Here is a 17,234-nt window from a genome sequence, read left to right as displayed (position 1 = left end):
CTCGCCGGAAACGGGAGACGTTTCGTTGCCCGCTGCGGGCGCCGGGTCAGCTGACCGTCACGACGGGAGATCCGGACGTCGAATCGCCCTCCATCTCCTCCGCGATTCGCATCGCTTCCTCGATCAACGTTTCGACGATCTGCGCCTCCGGCACCGTCTTGATGACCTTGCCCTTGACGAAGATCTGGCCCTTGCCGTTGCCGGACGCGACACCCAGATCGGCCTCGCGGGCCTCACCGGGACCGTTGACGACACAACCCATGACGGCCACGCGCAGCGGGATCTCCATGCCCTCGAGTCCGGCGGTCACCTCGTCGGCCAACGTGTACACGTCGACCTGGGCCCGCCCGCACGACGGGCAGGACACGATCTCGAGCTTCCGGGGCCGCAGGTTCAGCGACTGCAGGATCTGCGTGCCGACCTTGATCTCCTCGGCGGGCGGGGCGGACAGCGACACCCGGATGGTGTCGCCGATGCCGTCGGCCAACAGTGCGCCGAACGCCACCGCCGACTTGATCGTGCCCTGGAACGCGGGACCGGCCTCGGTCACCCCCAGGTGCAGCGGGTAGTCGCACTGCGCCGCCAGCTGCCGGTAGGCCTCGACCATGATCACCGGGTCGTTGTGCTTCACCGAGATCTTGATGTCGCCGAACCCGTGTTCCTCGAACAGTCCCGCCTCCCACAGCGCGGACTCGACAAGCGCCTCCGGAGTGGCCTTGCCGTACTTCTGCATCAGCCGCGGGTCGAGGGATCCGGCGTTCACGCCGATGCGGATCGGGATGCCGGCGTCTCCTGCCGCCTTCGCGACCTCCTTGACGCGTCCGTCGAACTCCTTGATGTTGCCGGGGTTCACGCGGACGGCCGCGCAGCCCGCCTCGATGGCCGCGAAGATGTATCGCGGCTGGAAGTGGATGTCGGCGATGACCGGGATCTGGCTCTTCTTCGCGATCGTCGCGAGCGCGTCGGCGTCCTCCTGACGCGGGCAGGCGACGCGCACGATGTCGCAACCGGATGCCGTGAGTTCGGCGATCTGCTGCAGCGTAGCGTTGACGTCGTGGGTCTTGGTGGTGCACATCGACTGCACGGATACCGGGAAGTCGCTGCCGACACCGACAGATCCGACCTGGAGCTGGCGAGTCTTGCGGCGAGGTGCGAGAACGGCGGCCGGGCCTTCGGGCATACCCAATCCGACAGGGCTGGTCACGTGGGTGCCTTCTTTCGTAGCTTCAAGTCCGAGTTTAGCGTTCACTGGAAGAGCTTGATCGGGTTGACGATGTCGGCGGTCAGTGTGAGAAGCATGTATGCGCCGCCTATGACGATCACCACATAGGTGACGGGCAGGAGCTTCATGTAGTCGACGGGTCCGCCGCGCGGAAGTCCGCGCCTGCCGCGGAACCAGTCCCGGACCCGCTCGTAGATTGTGACCGCCATGTGCCCGCCGTCGAGCGGCAGCAGTGGCAGGAGGTTGAACATTCCGAGGAAGAAGTTCAGGCTCGCGAGCAGCAGCACGAACGCTTCCCAGATGCCCTGTTCGGCGATCTGACCGCCGATGACGCTGGCGCCGTACACCGAGATCGGGGTCTCCGGGTCGCGTTCGCCGCCGGTCACCGCGTGCCACAGGTCGACCGCCTTGCTCGGCATCTGCACCATCCGCTCGGCGGTCATCGCGAACATGTCGCCGGTGAACTCGAACGACGCGGGAACCGCCGAGAGCGCCGAGTGCTCGACGACGCTCGGGGTCGCGCCGATGCCGATCGCACCGACCGTCGCCTCGTGCGGTTCGGTCTCGCCCTTCTCCTGGACCCAGCGCTGCACCTGCTGGACCGGGACGACGATCGTCTGTTCCTCGCCGTCCCGCTCGATCGTGAAGTCGACCGGGCCGGACAGCAAGCGGGTCGCGGCGGCCACGTCGGCAAACGTGGCCGTGTCCTTGCCGTCGACCGCGGTGATGACGTCGCCGGTCCTGATGCCCGCCTGCTCGGCGGGGCCCGGGCCGGTGCACTCGGACAGGGCGTAGTCGGGGCCGGGACCCTGGGTCGGCGCAGCGCATCCGACCGACCCGACGACCGCGTCGGTGGACCGGTTCAGATCGGGCAGCCCCCAGCCGACGGCGAGGACGTAGACCAGCACGAGGCCGAGGACGAAGTTCATGCCGATGCCGCCGGACATCACCGCGAGGCGCTTCCAGGTCGGCTTCTTGTACATGGCCCGGTCTTCTTCGTCCGGTTCGAGTTCGTCCAGCGCCGTCATCCCGGCGATGTCGCAGAACCCGCCGAGCGGGAGCGCCTTGAGCCCGTACTCGGTCTCACCGCGGCGGAAGGAGAAGATCTTGGGTCCGAAGCCGATGAAGTACCGGCGGACCTTCATGCCGGTGGCCTGCGCCACCCACATGTGTCCCGCTTCGTGAAGTGCGATCGACAACGCGATCCCGAGGGCGAAGAGAACAACGCCCACTGCGAACACCATGCAGTTCTAGCCTTCCTGCTTCACGAGCTGACGTGCTCGCTCACGTGCCCAGCCGTCGGCGGCCAGTACGTCTTCCACGGTAGCCGGTGGCGCCGACCACTCGTCCGCCTCGGACAGCACGGAGGCGACGGTGCGGACGATGCGCGGGAACCGGATGATCCCGTCCAAGAATGCCTGAGCCGCGACCTCGTTCGCAGCGTTGTACACGGCGGTGAGGCATCCGCCACCCTTGCCCGCCTCGCGGGCGAGGTCGACGGCAGGGAAAACCTGCGAGTCGAGTGGCTCGAACTCCCAGCTGGACGCGGTGCTGAAATCGCAGGCCGCGGCGGCGCCCGCGACCCGGTGCGGCCAGCCGAGGGCCAGCGCGATCGGGAGCTTCATGTCCGGGGGGCTGGCCTGCGCGAGCGTCGAGCCGTCGGTGAACGTGACCATCGAGTGCACGATGGACTGCGGGTGCACGGTGACGTCGATCCGGTCGTAGTCGACGCCGAACAGCAGGTGGGTCTCGATCAGTTCGAGCCCCTTGTTGACGAGGGTCGCCGAGTTCAGCGTGTTCATCGGCCCCATCGACCACGTGGGGTGGGCGCCGGCCTGCTCGGGTGTCACCGATTCCAGCCGATCGGCCGTCCAACCGCGGAACGGCCCGCCCGAGGCGGTGAGGACCAGGCGGTCCACCTCGCCGGCGCTGCCGCCGCGCAGGCACTGGGCCAGCGCCGAGTGCTCGGAGTCGACCGGCACGATCTGCCCCGGCGCCGCGGCCGCCGTCACGAGGGGCCCACCTGCGACGAGCGACTCCTTGTTGGCCAGCGCGAGCCGCGCACCGGACTCGAGCGCGGCCAGTGTCGGCTCCAGGCCCAGCGAACCGACCAGTGCATTGAGGACGACGTCCGCTTCCGTCGTGCGCACGAGTTCGGTGACGGCGTCCGGCCCGCTCAGCACCCCGGGCCGATCCAGCGCGGCCGCCGCGCGCGGATCCGCGACTGCGACCGACGACACACCCGTCTCACGAATCTGCCGGGTCAACAGTTCGACGTTTCCGCCGCCGGCCGCGAGCCCCACCACCGTGAACTTGTCCGGGTTGGCGGCCACCACCTCCAACGCCTGGGTGCCGATCGAACCTGTGCTGCCGAGCAGCAGGACGCGGGTGGGCCTGTTTTCATCCACCCACCCATTGTTCCTGATGAAATGCGGACCGCCCGCCACGGATGGCCCCACTACATACGACGGACGGTCGTATGTCACGATATGTCGAGTAGCGCAACCGAATCTGCAGGAGGATCGATCGTGGCCGGAACCCAGTTGGAGCCCTCGTCCAGCGACCCCATCGTGGCCGCACACATCGACACCGCGGAGGTCCCGTCGGCAGCATGGGGCTGGAGCGGTGAGGCGCCGAAGACGTTCCGATTCTTCGGATGGTTCTTCGCCGTGTTCCTGCTGCTCATGATCATCGGCAACCACAGGGGTTTCGTCGAGGACCTGTGGCTGATCGGCTGCGCAGCCGTGATGTTCTTCATCCTCATTCGCGACATCGTCCTGCGGCGCAAGCCCCGGTAGCACCGAACCACGAACGAAACCCCTCGTCCCGATCACTCGGGGACGAGGGGTTTCGTCGTATCGGCCTGCGCTGCGGACGCTCAGTTCTCGGCGGCGAGCTGCCCGCAAGCGGCGGCGATCTCCTGGCCACGGGTGTCCCGCACCGTGCAGGACACCCCCTGCGCCAGCACGCGCCGGACGAATTCCTTCTCCACCGGCTTCGGGCTCGCGTCCCACTCACTGCCCGGTGTGGGGTTCAGCGGGATCAGATTCACGTGCACCAGCGGTCCGAGCGCCTTGCGCAGCTTCTTGCCCAGCAGGTCGGCGCGCCACGGCTGATCGTTCACGTCCCGGATCAGCGCGTACTCGATGGAGACCCGGCGACCGGACTTGTCCGCGTAGTAGCGGGCGGCGTCGAGGACCTCCGCCACCGACCAGCGGTTGTTCACCGGGACCAGGGTGTCGCGCAGTTCGTCGTCCGGGGTGTGCAGGGACACGGCCAGCGTCACGCTGAGATCCTCGTCCGCGAGCTTGCGGATGGCGGGCGCCAAGCCCACCGTCGACACCGTCACGGAGCGTTGCGACAACCCGAGACCTTCGGGGGCGGGCGAGGTGATGCGGCGGACGGCGGCGACCACGCGCTTGTAGTTGGCGAGCGGCTCCCCCATCCCCATGAACACGACGTTCGACAACCGGCCCGGGCCGCCGTGGACGTCACCGTCGCGCAGGGCGGCCGCGGCGGCACGCACCTGGTCGACGATCTCGGCGGTCGACAGGTTGCGCTGCAGCCCGCCCTGCCCGGTCGCGCAGAACGGGCACGCCATTCCGCACCCGGCCTGACTGGAGATACACAGCGTCGCGCGGTCCGGGTAGCGCATGAGGACGCTCTCGAGCAGCGTCCCGTCGTTCGCCTTCCAGAGCGTCTTGCGGGTGTCGCCGCCGTCGCAGGCCAGGTGTTTGACGGCGGTGAGCAGCGTCGGGAACAGCGCCGCGCCCACCTGCTCGCGCACGGCGGCGGGAAGGTCGGTCATCTTCTCCGGATCCGCCTCGAGCCGCGCGTAGTACTGACGGGCCAGCTGGTCGGCCCGGAACCCGGGCAGACCCAGCTCCTTGACGGCCTCCCGCCGCTCGGTGGAGTCGAGGTCCGCGAGATGCTTGGGGGGCATCCCACGCCGGGGCGCGGTGAAAACGAGGGGAAGCGAGACAGCCATAGTTTCTCCATTGTCCCATTGATTCGGGGGTCGTTGTCGTGCGGATGCCTGATCGACGTCGATTCGCCGCCCGATGCGCATGCGGAACCCGCCCAGGTGGGTGAAGATCAACTCATGTCGACAACACCGGACGACCCTTCGAACTTCCCACCGGACGTCCCGGCCGGTCGCGCTCCGGGCACTGAACCGGTGCCCGCGGACCCGACGCACCCCGACACGACACCGGCAGGCACGGAGCACCCCGACGTCGCCCGCCGCAAGGGGATCAAGCACACCCGGGTGGGTGCCACCTGGACCGGCCTGGTGATCGGAATCGTCGTTCTGGTACTGCTTCTCGTCTTCATCCTGCAGAACCTCGACAGCGTGACCCTCGAACTGTTCGCCTGGGAATTCACGCTCCCGCTGGGCGTCACCTTGCTGTTCGCGGCAATCGCAGGCGCGGTGATCATGGCCCTCGCTGGCGGTGTCCGCATCATCCAGATCCGGCGGGCCGCGAACCGGCAGCGGCGTCTGAACAGTAATTTCTAACTGAACAATAGTTACGCAAGTGGATTGCGCCGGCCCCCTGCGAGCAGAATTACTGTCGTGGATATCACCGGAACGGCACAACTGTGAAGGCCGACATGGAGACGACTGTGGCACCGCGCATCGCAGCTGAACAAGCACGATCCTGGCTGCTGGTTCCCGCCGGCAAACCCGAGGGGTTCGAGGCTGCCCACACCAGCGCCGCCGACGCGGTGATCCTCGACCTCGAGGACGCCGTCACTCCCGATCGCAAACCCCAGGCCCGGGCCGACGTGGTCGCCTGGCTCGGCGAGAACCGCCGCGCGTGGGTGCGGATCAACGACGCCACCACCCCATACTGGGCGGACGACCTGGCAGCCCTACACGGCGTGCCCGGACTCGAAGGCGTCATGCTCGCGAAGACCGAGAGCGGCATGCAGGTCGACGCCACCGCCGAGCGACTTCCCGAGGGCACGAAGGTGCTCGCCCTCGTCGAATCCGCGATGGGACTCGAGGCCGCACCCGAGATCGCCCGGACCGAGGCCACCTTCCGGCTGGCGTTCGGCAGCGGCGACTTCCGTCGCGACACCGGCATGGACGACTCACCGCTGGCGATGGCGTATCCCCGCTCCCGGCTGACGGTCGCCAGCCGGGCCGCCCGGATCGCACCGCCGATCGACGGCCCCACCCTCGGCACCGACGTCGACGCCCTGATCCGCGCGTCGGCGCTCACCCTGTCGATGGGTATGACCGGGAAACTGTGCATGACCATCGCGCAGACGGCGCCGGTCAACGACGCGCTGAGCCCGTCCCCGGCGGAGGCCGAATGGGCACGGGACGTGATCGCGGACCTCGGCGAGGACGGTTCCCGGGTGCGGGACGGCAGCGACCTCCCCAAGCTGGCGAAGGCCAAGAAGATCAACGCGCTCGCGAAGCTCTTCCACATCGCATCGCGGTAACGACACCGGTCAGAGCAATTCCAGCCCGGCGGGCTTTCGGCGAACGTGCACGCGGTAGCGCACGTCGAGAGCCACGCCGGGTGTCTGCGCGAATGCCGTGGACGCCGTCTTCTTCGTGAACTCGATGCCGAGGACTGCGCGCAGCGCTTCCCGGTTCGGGAAGCGCCATCGTGTCTCGACTCGGGCCAGGTCGAACCCCTGCGCCGCGAAGAAGGCCTCCACGGCCGCGGGGTGGTATCGCGGCAGGTCGGTGCGCATCCACTCCCCGTAGGGATGCGCCGTCGCATCGAGATCGACCACGACCAGTGCGCCGCCCGGGCGCAGCACCCGCATCGCCTCGCGGATTCCGCGGCCGCAACCCGGCCCGAAGAAATACGCGGTCCGCGCGTGCACGACGTCGACGGTCGCGTCGCCCAGAGGGGTGCCCTCCGCCGAGCCGGCGAGCACGCGGACGTTCGGCAGGTGCCCCACGCGGGCGCGGGCGCGTTCCAGAAGCGGCGAATGCGGTTCGATGCCGTAGACCGTCGCCGCGGACTCGGCGAAGACCGGGAGATGGAAACCGGTGCCGCAGCCCACGTCGGCGACGACGCCGCCCGTCCAGTCCACGGCCCCGCGCAAGTGCCGGAAGATCGCACCGTCCACGTCCTGGGCACGATTCTCCACCTCGTACCACTCCGGCCAGTGCCAGATGTTCGGGCTGGGAATGGTCACGACAGCGCGGTCACACGAGGACCGTGAGCACCAGCCACGTCACGAACGCCGACGGCAGCAGGGAATCGAGACGGTCCATGATCCCGCCGTGCCCGGGAAGCAGAGTGCCCATGTCCTTGATTCGCAGCTCGCGCTTGACCTGAGATTCGATGAGATCGCCGAGCGTGGCGGTGACCACCAGCACGATGCCGAGGAGCACACCGATCATCGAATTCTCGTCGAGGATCAGTGTGACCGTCAGCAGGCTTCCGATCACGCAGAACAGCAGCGACCCGAAGAACCCTTCCCACGACTTCTTGGGGCTTATCGCCGGCACCATCGGATGCTTGCCGAACAGCACACCCGCCGCATAACCGCCCACGTCGGAGCAGACCACGCCGATCATCAGGCACAGCACCCGCCCGGCGCCGTCGTCCTGCAGCACCATCAGCACGGCGAACGACGCCAGCAACGGGATCCAGGACGCCACGAACACGGTGATCGCCGTGTCCCGGAGGAAGTTCTGCGGCGTCGCCTTCAACCCGTGGTCGAACAGGCGCCAGACCATGCAGACCAGCACCGTGCCCGCGAAGGCGCTGAGCACGCCGACCGGACCGAACGGCCACCCGAGCCACAGGATCGCCTGGCCCCCGGCGATCAGCGGAATCCGGGGGGCGCTGATACCGGCCTCCCGGAGCCGCTTCGTGACCTCCCACGTGGCGACGGCCATCGCGACCGCGACGACCCCGATCCACACCAGGGGGACGTAGACGAGGATCAGGATGAGCGCGACGCCGAGTCCGACGCCGACGCCGATCGCCGCGGGGAGATTACGCCCGGCCTTGGATTTCGCGGCCGTGGCCGCCTCCGGCGCGGGCTTCCCCTCGGAGACCGGTCCCGAGGGGTCGCCCTCGGAGATGGGTCCTCCTGGGGTCCCGTGTTCTGCTGGCACGGTCACTGTCCCCGATCCACTCCTCGTCTCGTGACTAAACTTCCAGTAACTCGGCTTCCTTGTGCTTCACCAGTTCGTCGACCTGCGCGACGTACCGGGCGGTCGTCTTGTCGAGTTCCTTCTCGGCCCGCCCGACCTCGTCCTCGCCGGCCTCGCCGTCCTTCTGGATCCGGGACAGCTCGTCCATCGCCTTGCGGCGCACGTTGCGCACGGACACCTTCGCGTCCTCGCCCTTCGACTTCGCCTGCTTCACCAGTTCGCGGCGGCGTTCCTCGGTGAGCTGGGGAACGGAGATGCGGATCAGGTTTCCGTCGTTGGACGGGTTCACGCCCAGGTCCGAGTTCCGGATCGCCGTCTCGATGGCGTTCAGCTGCGAGGCCTCGTACGGCTTGACGACGACGAGTCGCGCTTCCGGCACGTTGATGCTGGCGAGCTGCGTGATCGGGGTGAACGCGCCGTAGTAGTCGATTCCGATGCGGTTGAACATGCCAGGATTCGCGCGGCCCGTGCGGATCGACCCGAGATCGTCCTTGGCCACCGTGACAGCCTTCTCCATCTTCTCCTCGGCTTCGAAGAGAGCTTCATCAATCACGGCCGTTCCTCCATGTCGTTCTGCATCGATTCGTCACTGCCTCTGTTTCGAGAAAACCCTGTGTCGAGCGTGGCACGCGCGTCATGACTTGACGAGCGTTCCGATCTTCTCACCGGACACCGCCCGAGCGATATTCCCCTCGGTCAGCAGATTGAACACCATGATCGGCATCTGGTTGTCCATACACAGGCTGAAGGCCGTCGCGTCGGCCACCTTCAGCTCCTGCTCGATGACCTCACGGTGCGTGATCTGCGTGTACATCGTCGCGTTCGGGTCGAGGTTCGGGTCCGCGGTGAACACACCGTCGACGGCCTTGGCCATCAGCACCACCTCGGCACCGATCTCGAGGGCCCGCTGCGCCGCGGTCGTGTCGGTCGAGAAGTACGGCATGCCCATGCCGGCGCCGAAGATCACGACGCGCCCCTTCTCGAGGTGACGCTGGGCGCGCAGCGGAATGTACGGTTCCGCCACCTGACCCATGGTGATCGCCGTCTGCACGCGGCTGTCGATGCCCTCTTTCTCCAGGAAGTCCTGCAGAGCAAGGCAATTCATGACCGTGCCGAGCATGCCCATGTAGTCGGAACGCGCGCGGTCCAAACCTCGCTGCTGCAGTTCCGCACCACGGAAGAAGTTGCCGCCGCCGATGACCACCGCCACCTGCACCCCGGATCGCACGACCTCCGCGATCTGCTCCGCGACCTTGGTCACCACGTCGGGGTCGAGACCGACCTTGCCACCACCGAACATTTCTCCGCCGAGTTTGAGAAGGACTCGATGGAATCCCGGACGTTCGTTGGCTGGTTCGGACATTGCTCTCCTCAGTTCCACAGCACTCGTCGATTTCGACAGCGGCCGAGCGCACCCATGCGGCTACCCGGCCCATACAGACGGCCATCCTCATCCTGCCTCATCAGGACGGTGGCGGTATACGTAGGCCCCGCCGGGCGAGCGCACTCGTCCGACGGGGCCATACGACTCACACGACTTCCTACGAAGCACCGACCTCGAAGCGGACGAAGCGCTTGATGGTCACGCCGGCCTCGTCGAGGATCGCCTTGACGGACTTCTTGGAGTCCTGGACCGAGGACTGCTCGGTCAGCACGACGTCCTTGAAGTAGCCGTTGACGCGGCCTTCGATGATCTTCGGCAGAGCCTGCTCCGGCTTGCCCTCGGCGCGCGCGGTCTCCTCGGCGATGTGACGCTCGTTGGCGACGATGTCCTCGGGGACCTCGTCGCGCGTGACGTACTTGGCCTTGAGCGCCGCGACCTGCATGGCGGCGCCGCGAGCGGCCTCCGCAGCAGCGTCGCCCTCACCGGTGTATTCGACGAGGACGCCGACGGCGGGCGGCAGGTCGGCGCTGCGCTTGTGCAGGTAGACCGCGACCGGTCCGTCGAAGGAAGCGATCTTGCTCAGGACGAGCTTCTCGCCGATCTTCGCGGACTGCTCCTGGATGACGGTGTCGACCGTCTTGCCGTCGAGCTCGAGCGCCTTGAGGGCGTCGACGTCGGCGGGCTTCGCTGCTGCGGCGACCGTGACGATCGACTCGGCGAGCTTCAGGAAGTCCTCGTTCTTCGCGACGAAGTCCGTCTCGCAGTCGAGCTCGAGCAGGACGCCGTCCTTGGAAACGACCAGGCCCTCGGCCGTGGTGCGCTCGGCACGCTTGCCCACGTCCTTGGCGCCCTTGATGCGCAGCTGCTCGACAGCCTTGTCGAAGTCACCCTCGGCCTCAGCGAGAGCGTTCTTGCAGGCCATCATTCCGGAGCCGGTGAGCTCGCGGAGCCGCTTGACGTCAGCGGCGGTGTAGTTCGCCATGGTGAGCGAGCCTCCTCATATGTCTGTTGGGACGTAAGTCAGGGTAGTACTCGGGGCAGACCGTGAAACGGCCCTGACCAAAGATCTCTTGGTCAGGGCCGTTTGCATCGGATCAGGCCTCGGTGGAGGGAGCCTCTGCTGCGGGGGCCTCGGCAGCCGGAGCCGCCTGCGCCTCAGCTGCGGGAGCGGCCTCTGCTGCGGGCGCTGCCTGCGAGAGCAGTTCCTGCTCCCACTCGGCGAGGGGTTCACCGGCGCCGGCCTCGGGCTTCGCGTCCTTGTCGGAGCTCAGTCCGGCGCGGGCCTGCACGCCCTCGGCCACCGCGGAAGCGACGACCTTGGTGAGCAGGGCGGCGCTGCGGATGGCGTCGTCGTTGCCCGGGATCGGGTAGTCGACGAGGTCGGGGTCGCAGTTGGTGTCCAGGATCGCGATGACCGGGATGTTCAGCTTGCGAGCCTCGGCAACCGCCAGGTGCTCCTTGTTGGTGTCGACGACCCACACCGCGGAGGGGACCTTGGCCATGTCGCGGATACCACCGAGAGTGCGGTCCAGCTTGGTCATCTCACGCGTGAGCATGAGGATTTCCTTCTTGGTGCGACCCTCGAAGCCACCGGTCTGCTCCATCGCCTCGAGCTCCTTGAGGCGGAGAAGACGCTTGTGGACGGTGGTGAAGTTGGTGAGCATGCCGCCGAGCCAACGCTGGTTGACATAGGGCATCCCGACGCGAGTGGCCTCGGCCGCGATGGACTCCTGGGCCTGCTTCTTGGTGCCGACGAAGAGAACGGTGCCGCCGTGGGCAACGGTCTCCTTGACGAATTCGTACGCCTTGTCGATGTACGTCAGCGTCTGCTGCAAGTCGATGATGTAGATGCCGTTGCGGTCGGTGAAGATGAATCGCTTCATCTTCGGGTTCCAGCGACGGGTCTGGTGACCGAAGTGCGTGCCGCTGTCCAGCAGCTGCTTCATTGTTACGACAGCCATGGCTGTGTATCTCTCTTTCATTCCGGTTGATGCCGAACGTCGGTGACGTTCCGCCCTGGCGCCCGTGAATCGTCGGACTCCCATCGAAATGCGAGACCAGCCGACGATCCGTACACTGCGCGGACGCGCGAAGTCGGACTGTGCGAACACAGACCGCTCGATCAGTGTACGGCCTCCACGCCCCACGCCCTAACCGCCCCTGACACACCCGGTCCACGCGTGCAAGGGTTCTGCGGAATCTGTGGACGAAACGGAATCCATCCACAATGTCGTCCGCCGCCCGATTCTTGCCCCGACGTGCGGGATCGTCGAGTCATGACGAAGTTCGGGGCGATCCTGCGGGTCCTGACGGCGGCGGTTACGGCGACGACCCTCCTGAGCGCCGCGGTTCTCCTCGGCCCGCCCGCCGATGCCGCACCGACCGGCGATTTCGACTGGCCGCTGCACCCGCGGCCGCGAGTAGTGCGGGCATTCGACAATCCCGAGCACGACTGGCTTCCCGGCCATCGCGGCGTGGATCTGGGTGGCGTCCCCGACGAGGCGGTGTTGTCCGCGGGCGCGGGCATCGTGGTGTTCGCCGGCACAGTCGCGGGCAAGCCCGTCGTCTCCGTCGACCACCCGGGAGGTCTGCGCACCACGTACGAACCGGTGACCGCCCGGGTCACCCCCGGGCTGCGCGTCGGCCGCGGCACCGTCCTCGGGACACTCGAACCCGGGCACCCGGGCTGCATCGCCCCCGTCGCCGCGTGCCTGCACTGGGGTCTGCGCCGCGACCGCGAATACCTCGACCCCCTCGGACTCGTCCGGGTGGCACCGGTACGGCTCGAACCCGTCGGCGGCGGCTAACGCCACTCGGCGACAGCGTGTCTGCCCGCCGACTCCGGGAAGTCGTCCGCAACCATCGCGGCGAGTTCGACGAACGCCTTGCGTGTCTCGGGACGCAGCAGATCCAGATCCACGACCGAACCCTCGGCGAGGTGCTCGTCGAACGGCACCACCTTCACGGCCCGGCACCGGAGCAGGAAATGGTTGGTCAGCTCCGTCATGTCGATCATGCTCGACCCCGGCCGGGCGGCACTGATCACGACGACGGTGCGGGACACGAGGTGCCCGTAACCGTGGTGCTGCAGCCAGTCCAGCGTGGCGGCGGCACTGCGGGCGCCGTCGATCGCGGGCGAACTCACCAGCACCAGGGAATTGGCGAGTTGCAGAACACCGTTCATCGCCGAATGCATGATGCCGGTGCCGCAGTCGGTGAGGATGATGTTGTAGTACACCTGCAGGATGTCGATGACCCGCCGGTAGTCGTCCTCGCTGAACGCCTCGGAGATCGCCGGGTCCTGCTCGCTCGCGAGCACCTCGAGGCGGCTCGGCGCCTGCGACGTGTGAGCCCGCACATCCGAATAGCGCAAGATGTCCGGCTCCGCCGCGATGAGGTCACGGACCGTCGAATGTGTCTGCAGGGGAACCCGTTGCGCGAGCGTCCCGAAGTCGGGGTTGGCGTCGACGGCGATCACGCAGTCGCCGCGCAACGACGCGAACGTCGAACCGAGCCCGATCGTGGTCGTCGTCTTCCCGACGCCGCCCTTCAAGGACAGGAACGCAATTCGATAGTCCCCCTGGATCGGCTGCCGGATCCGGTCGAGGACTGCCGCGTCGCGAGCCTCCCCCGCCGACTCCCCCGGGTTCACCGTTCCCCCGGTGAGCCGGTGCAGTCCGCGCCGCCATCCCCGGCTCGGCGCCTTGCGCGCCCGCTTCAGGAGCGCATCCGCCACCAGATCCTGATTGGTCACCTGATGCTGACTCGGCGCGGGAGTGGGATCGTCCCAGGACTGCTGCCCCCACGGATCCGCCGCGGCATCGCCCACCGGGGCGCCGCCACCGTCGTTCAGCCAGGACGGCTGCGATCGAGTCAAGTCTTCGCGGTCCACTGTTCCCCCGGGATAGTGCAGAAACAACTGCAGATTCGAGGGGCGACGCTACCAAATCGGGTCAGGCCCGGGGATGCGCCTGATCGTGCGCCGCACGCAGCCTGCCCGGAACCGTCCGTCGCGAGTGCGGGCTGCCGGATGGTCGCTGCTCAGAGAGGCAGCAGTCGACTCGGGCGGGGCAAAAATCGAGCAGCCGCGCCGCTACAGTTCTTTTGTGCAGCGAACGATCTCCATCCCGATGTTGTGTGTTCTGGCGTTACTGTCCGCGATCGCCCCACTGGCCACCGACATGTATCTCCCCGGTCTTCCCCTGATGACGGAGAGCCTGAACACGTCGGCGCCGAGCGTGCAGCTGACACTGACCACCTTCATGGCGGGGCTCGGGATCGGCCAGCTCGTGGTCGGACCGTTGTCGGACGGTCTCGGACGCCGTCGCCTGCTGATCGGCGCCACCGTCGTGACGACCCTCGCCGCGATGGCCTGCGCTCTCGCCCCGACCGTCGAAACCCTCATCGCCGCACGACTTTTCCAGGGACTGAGCGGCGGCGCGGCGATCGTGCTCGCGCGCGCCTGCATCGCCGACCGGGCCCGCGGGGACAGCGCCGCACGGCTCTTCAGCATCATGATGATCATCGGCGGCGTCGCACCGGTGGTCGCACCGCTGCTGGGTGGGGCCCTGCTCGGGCCGGTCGGCTGGCGAGGGATCTTCTGGGTCCTCACCGCCGCCGGGGTGGCGATGTTCGCGGGCGTGCTGATCCTCGTCCCGGAGACGCTTCCCCCGGAGAACCGGCACGGCGGCGGGCTCACTGCCCTCGTCCGGAACCTGCACTACGTCGTCGGCAACCGCGTCTACCTGGGTTACGCGTTCACGTTCATGTTCGGGTTCGTCGCACTCTTCTCGTACATCTCTGCGTCGCCGTTCGTCGTGCAGAACGTCCTCGGCCTCAGTCCGGGGCAGTTCTCGATGGTGTTCGCGGTGAACGCGGCCGGGATGGTGAGTGCCGCGATCGTGAACACGCGACTCGTGGGCACGTTCCATGCCCGGCAGCTGCTGCGTTTCGGGGTCACGCTGCTCCTGGCGGCGGGCGCGGTGCTGCTGCTCGCCGCGACAACGATCGATACGCCGCCCTGGTGGGCGATCCTGATCCCGCTGTTCGTCTCCGTGTCGAGCATCGGTTTCGTGATGGGCAACGCGACGGCGCTGGCTCAGGGCGAGGTGACGAAGGCGTCCGGCACCGGGTCCGCGCTCCTCGGGGCCGGCCAGTTCGGGCTCGCCGCGGTGGTCTCGCCGCTCGTCGGCATCGACGGACCCGACAGTGCCGTGCCGATGGCCGTCGCGATCCCGTCGGCGGGTGCCGTGGCCATGCTGTCGCTGTTGGTGCTGACGCGGCGGACGCACACCTCGTAGCGCCTCCGCCGTGCCAGCGGGTCAGCGTGTCAGCGTGTCAGCGTGTCAGCGTGTCAGCGAGAGGCACCCTCGCTCGCGGTGAGCTCGGACTTCCACACCCGGAAGCCTTCCTCGGTGCGACCGCGGCGCCAGTATCCGGAGATCGACGCGGCCGAAGCGGGGACGCCCCGCTCGTTGCGCACGTAGGAGCGGAGGTTCTGCATCACGGCCTGCGCCTCACCGTGAATGAACACCTGCGCGTTTCCGGGCAGCCATTCGGCGCCACAAACCGCCGCGACAAGGGGGGCATTGCCTCCCGACGCCTCTTCCCCGATCCGGTCCGCCGTGTCGCCGCGGTGGATCCAGGTGACGTCGACGCCCGCGGGCGCGTCGAAGGCGATCTCGTCGTCCAGGCCTGCGACCTCGATGATCACCCTCCCCACCGCCGACGCGTCGAGCTTTTCGACGGACGCCGAGATGGCGGGGATCGCGGTCTCGTCGCCCGCGAGCAGGTACCAGTCGGCCGCCGGGTCCGGTGCGAATGCCCCTCCGGGGCCGCGCAGCGTCAGGACGTCACCGGCCGCCGCGGACGCCGCCCACGGTCCGGCGACACCGGCGTCGCCGTGGACCACGAAGTCGATGGCGATCTCCCGCGTCACCGGGTCCACGGACCGGATCGTGTAGGTGCGCAGCACGGGCGCTTCGGGGCTTCCGAATTCGAGTTTCGCGTAGGCGTCGGTGAAGGCGTTGGGAACGAAACTGTCGAATCCCGGGTCGCCGAGGATTACCCGCACCATGTGCGGGGTCAGCCATTCGGTCCGGAGCACGGTCAGCGTTGCAGTCGGCTTTGCCACAGGCATCTCTCCAATGAACTCAAGTTGGTTAGTGTTACCTAACTACGGTACAGGAGAGACTGCCGGCGGCGGCCGGAGTCGCCTACGAGCCGGAAGCGAACAACAGGCTCAATACCTGCGCGACGAAGTTCCGCCACAAATCCTCGGCTGACCCCATATCTCACTCCTTACGTGACGCTGATCCACCTGTGGGCATCGCATGTTGTGAGGTGCGTTCCAGAGACGTTTCTACTCCACCTCGTCGCCGATCGGTCGGTTCGACTCACCCTTTCGGCAGGCCGGGCGCGCCGAACAGTCTTACCCCGCGACATACTTCGGCCCTTGCCTATATTGGCATAGGCCGATACAAAGGGTATGTGCATGCGTTCGACGTACTCGGCGACCCCGTCCGCCGGCGGATCATGGAACTCCTGTCGGAGGGCGAACTCTCGGCCGGTCAGGTGACCGAAGTCGCAGCCGCAGAGTTCGGGATCTCACAGCCGACGGTGTCCGGGCACCTTCGCGTGCTGAGGGAGAACGGGTTCGCCACCGTCCGTCGCGAAGGCACCAGGCGCCTCTACGCGGTCGAGTCGGCGCCGCTGCAGGAAGTGGATCGATGGCTCGACGGGTTCCGCCGGTTCTGGAGCCAGCCGCTCGACGCCCTGGCCACCGAACTCGCCCGCGGGAGTGGTCAGGACCGCCGGCCGAGCCGGTCCGCACACCCCGAATCATCGACAGAAGGAGACCGACAGTGAACGAGATCGCCGGTCAGGACACCAGCCTGACGACAGTGCAGCGGAGCATGGGTAATCGCGAGATCGCCGAGGGTGCAGCGCGAACGGCGGTACTCCGACGACGCTACGACGCGCCGATCGACGACGTCTGGAATGCCATCACGACCCCGGACCGCGTCGACCGCTTCTTCCTCCCGCTCAGCGGCGACCTGCGCGCGGGCGGATCCTTCGCCCTGCAGGGCCAGGCCAGTGGGGAAATCCTGGCCTGCGACGCCCCGCATCTGCTGCGGCTGCAGTGGACTCCGCCCGGCGACCGTGGTTACAGCGACCAGGTCGAGGTCCGGCTGACCGCCGACGGTCCGGACGCGACGTGGCTGGAGTTGGAACACGCCTCCGTCGCCGACGTCTTCCGCAACGACCCGGACACGGGCTGCTACGGCGTCGGAACGGGCTGGGAAGGTCCCCTGCACTATCTCGGCGAGTACCTGCGCGGCGCCCTGCCGGACCGCCCCAGCACCGAGTGGTACACCTTCGACGAAGCCGAGGAACTGCGCCTCGCCAACTACCGCGGCACGGAATGGGCCAAGGTCGAGGCGCAGCACGCGCGGAGCACCGGCGACGCCTGAGAAGGCATTCAGGTCGCCTGCCCC

At 67.6% G+C, this 17,234-nt stretch carries 19 protein-coding genes; 7 read left to right on the top strand and 12 right to left on the bottom strand.

The features are described from left to right. Window positions 1-46: 46 nt before the first annotated feature. The 3 genes from ispG to dxr are packed head-to-tail and all read right to left on the bottom strand — an operon-like array spanning window position 47 to window position 3,630. Window positions 47-1,204 (bottom strand): flavodoxin-dependent (E)-4-hydroxy-3-methylbut-2-enyl-diphosphate synthase, encoded by a 1,158-nt coding sequence (gene ispG, locus I1A62_RS43130; RefSeq protein ID WP_124392797.1) that lies wholly within the window; start codon window positions 1,202-1,204, stop codon window positions 47-49. Between the two features lie 41 nt (window positions 1,205-1,245). Next, entirely contained in the window at window positions 1,246-2,466 is a 1,221-nt protein-coding gene (locus tag I1A62_RS43125) for an RIP metalloprotease (RefSeq protein ID WP_219458111.1), read from the bottom strand. A 6-nt stretch (window positions 2,467-2,472) separates the two neighbouring features. Continuing rightward, window positions 2,473-3,630, bottom strand: coding sequence for a 1-deoxy-D-xylulose-5-phosphate reductoisomerase (gene dxr, locus I1A62_RS43120; protein WP_124392795.1), 1,158 nt, complete (start codon window positions 3,628-3,630; stop codon window positions 2,473-2,475). 120 nt (window positions 3,631-3,750) lie between these two features. On the opposite strand from dxr, the gene I1A62_RS43115 reads away from it, so the two are divergent. After that, window positions 3,751-4,020: a DUF2631 domain-containing protein gene (locus I1A62_RS43115; protein WP_072937825.1), complete on the top strand. Its 270-nt coding sequence runs from the start codon at window positions 3,751-3,753 to the stop codon at window positions 4,018-4,020. A gap of 80 nt (window positions 4,021-4,100) precedes the next feature. Here I1A62_RS43115 and rlmN read toward each other — a convergent pair whose 3' ends face one another. Next, window positions 4,101-5,210 carry a 23S rRNA (adenine(2503)-C(2))-methyltransferase RlmN gene (gene rlmN, locus I1A62_RS43110; RefSeq protein WP_219458110.1) on the bottom strand — a complete coding sequence of 370 codons (1,110 nt, stop codon included), beginning with the start codon at window positions 5,208-5,210 and terminating at the stop codon, window positions 4,101-4,103. A 114-nt stretch (window positions 5,211-5,324) separates the two neighbouring features. Between rlmN and I1A62_RS43105 the strand changes: the two genes are divergently transcribed. Both I1A62_RS43105 and I1A62_RS43100 read left to right on the top strand, forming a co-directional pair. Continuing rightward, complete coding sequence (locus I1A62_RS43105; protein WP_124392794.1) at window positions 5,325-5,738, top strand: lipopolysaccharide assembly LapA domain-containing protein; 414 nt, start codon at window positions 5,325-5,327, stop codon at window positions 5,736-5,738. Between the two features lie 83 nt (window positions 5,739-5,821). Further along, window positions 5,822-6,673: a CoA ester lyase gene (locus tag I1A62_RS43100; RefSeq protein ID WP_219458109.1), complete on the top strand. Its 852-nt coding sequence runs from the start codon at window positions 5,822-5,824 to the stop codon at window positions 6,671-6,673. Between the two features lie 9 nt (window positions 6,674-6,682). Here I1A62_RS43100 and I1A62_RS43095 read toward each other — a convergent pair whose 3' ends face one another. The 6 genes from I1A62_RS43095 to rpsB all read right to left on the bottom strand — a co-directional run bounded on the left by I1A62_RS43095 (window position 6,683) and on the right by rpsB (window position 11,699). Beyond that, window positions 6,683-7,384: a class I SAM-dependent methyltransferase gene (locus I1A62_RS43095; protein ID WP_219458108.1), complete on the bottom strand. Its 702-nt coding sequence runs from the start codon at window positions 7,382-7,384 to the stop codon at window positions 6,683-6,685. A 10-nt stretch (window positions 7,385-7,394) separates the two neighbouring features. Continuing rightward, the gene (locus tag I1A62_RS43090) at window positions 7,395-8,321 is read right to left on the bottom strand and encodes a phosphatidate cytidylyltransferase (protein WP_124392791.1); all 927 of its coding nucleotides are present in this window, start codon (window positions 8,319-8,321) and stop codon (window positions 7,395-7,397) included. Window positions 8,322-8,349: 28 nt separating this feature from the next. After that, window positions 8,350-8,907 (bottom strand): ribosome recycling factor, encoded by a 558-nt coding sequence (frr, locus tag I1A62_RS43085; RefSeq protein ID WP_015890301.1) that lies wholly within the window; start codon window positions 8,905-8,907, stop codon window positions 8,350-8,352. 81 nt (window positions 8,908-8,988) lie between these two features. After that, on the bottom strand, window positions 8,989-9,717 hold the full coding sequence (pyrH, locus tag I1A62_RS43080; protein ID WP_124392790.1) for a UMP kinase: 729 nt from the start codon (window positions 9,715-9,717) through the stop codon (window positions 8,989-8,991). Window positions 9,718-9,895: 178 nt separating this feature from the next. Continuing rightward, window positions 9,896-10,720, bottom strand: coding sequence for a translation elongation factor Ts (tsf, locus tag I1A62_RS43075; protein ID WP_072937822.1), 825 nt, complete (start codon window positions 10,718-10,720; stop codon window positions 9,896-9,898). A 112-nt stretch (window positions 10,721-10,832) separates the two neighbouring features. After that, window positions 10,833-11,699, bottom strand: a complete 867-nt coding sequence (gene rpsB / locus I1A62_RS43070) for a 30S ribosomal protein S2 (RefSeq protein ID WP_015890299.1) — start codon at window positions 11,697-11,699, stop codon at window positions 10,833-10,835. 315 nt (window positions 11,700-12,014) lie between these two features. Here rpsB and I1A62_RS43065 point away from each other — a divergent pair, with 315 nt between their 5' ends. Next, window positions 12,015-12,545 carry a M23 family metallopeptidase gene (locus tag I1A62_RS43065; protein WP_225858148.1) on the top strand — a complete coding sequence of 177 codons (531 nt, stop codon included), beginning with the start codon at window positions 12,015-12,017 and terminating at the stop codon, window positions 12,543-12,545. Here the strand turns inward: I1A62_RS43065 and I1A62_RS43060 are convergent. Further along, on the bottom strand, window positions 12,542-13,567 hold the full coding sequence (locus I1A62_RS43060) for a MinD/ParA family protein (RefSeq protein ID WP_219461727.1): 1,026 nt from the start codon (window positions 13,565-13,567) through the stop codon (window positions 12,542-12,544). The two genes, I1A62_RS43065 and I1A62_RS43060, sit on opposite strands and share 4 nt — an antisense overlap. Before the next feature lie 301 nt (window positions 13,568-13,868). Between I1A62_RS43060 and I1A62_RS43055 the strand changes: the two genes are divergently transcribed. Then, window positions 13,869-15,038, top strand: coding sequence for a multidrug effflux MFS transporter (locus I1A62_RS43055; RefSeq protein ID WP_124393017.1), 1,170 nt, complete (start codon window positions 13,869-13,871; stop codon window positions 15,036-15,038). A 53-nt stretch (window positions 15,039-15,091) separates the two neighbouring features. Here the strand turns inward: I1A62_RS43055 and I1A62_RS43050 are convergent, their stop codons facing one another. Further along, entirely contained in the window at window positions 15,092-15,871 is a 780-nt protein-coding gene (locus tag I1A62_RS43050) for a siderophore-interacting protein (RefSeq protein WP_219458107.1), read from the bottom strand. 356 nt (window positions 15,872-16,227) lie between these two features. On the opposite strand from I1A62_RS43050, the gene I1A62_RS43045 reads away from it, so the two are divergent. Both I1A62_RS43045 and I1A62_RS43040 read left to right on the top strand, forming a co-directional pair. Further along, a complete protein-coding gene (locus I1A62_RS43045; RefSeq protein WP_219458106.1) occupies window positions 16,228-16,605 on the top strand; it encodes a helix-turn-helix transcriptional regulator in 378 nt (125 codons plus the stop codon). After that, window positions 16,602-17,210 carry an SRPBCC family protein gene (locus I1A62_RS43040; protein ID WP_219458105.1) on the top strand — a complete coding sequence of 203 codons (609 nt, stop codon included), beginning with the start codon at window positions 16,602-16,604 and terminating at the stop codon, window positions 17,208-17,210. The genes I1A62_RS43045 and I1A62_RS43040 overlap by 4 nt, the downstream gene beginning before the upstream one ends. Window positions 17,211-17,234: the final 24 nt, after the last annotated feature.

This window comes from Rhodococcus sp. USK10, from assembly GCF_019378875.1.
GTDB classification, from domain to species: Bacteria; Actinomycetota; Actinomycetes; order Mycobacteriales; family Mycobacteriaceae; genus Rhodococcus_F; species Rhodococcus_F pseudokoreensis.
This window is presented reverse-complemented; position numbering and strand designations above follow the sequence as displayed.

Coding starts and splice junctions, on each gene's coding strand:
- I1A62_RS43125 (WP_219458111.1), bottom strand. CDS start 2,466: ATGGTGTTCGCAGTGGGCGTTGTTCTCTTCGCCCTCGGGATCGCGTTG.
- rlmN (WP_219458110.1), bottom strand. CDS start 5,210: ATGGCTGTCTCGCTTCCCCTCGTTTTCACCGCGCCCCGGCGTGGGATG.
- I1A62_RS43105 (WP_124392794.1), top strand. CDS start 5,325: ATGTCGACAACACCGGACGACCCTTCGAACTTCCCACCGGACGTCCCG.
- pyrH (WP_124392790.1), bottom strand. CDS start 9,717: ATGTCCGAACCAGCCAACGAACGTCCGGGATTCCATCGAGTCCTTCTC.
- tsf (WP_072937822.1), bottom strand. CDS start 10,720: ATGGCGAACTACACCGCCGCTGACGTCAAGCGGCTCCGCGAGCTCACC.
- rpsB (WP_015890299.1), bottom strand. CDS start 11,699: ATGGCTGTCGTAACAATGAAGCAGCTGCTGGACAGCGGCACGCACTTC.
- I1A62_RS43065 (WP_225858148.1), top strand. CDS start 12,015: ATGACGAAGTTCGGGGCGATCCTGCGGGTCCTGACGGCGGCGGTTACG.
- I1A62_RS43055 (WP_124393017.1), top strand. CDS start 13,869: ATGTTGTGTGTTCTGGCGTTACTGTCCGCGATCGCCCCACTGGCCACC.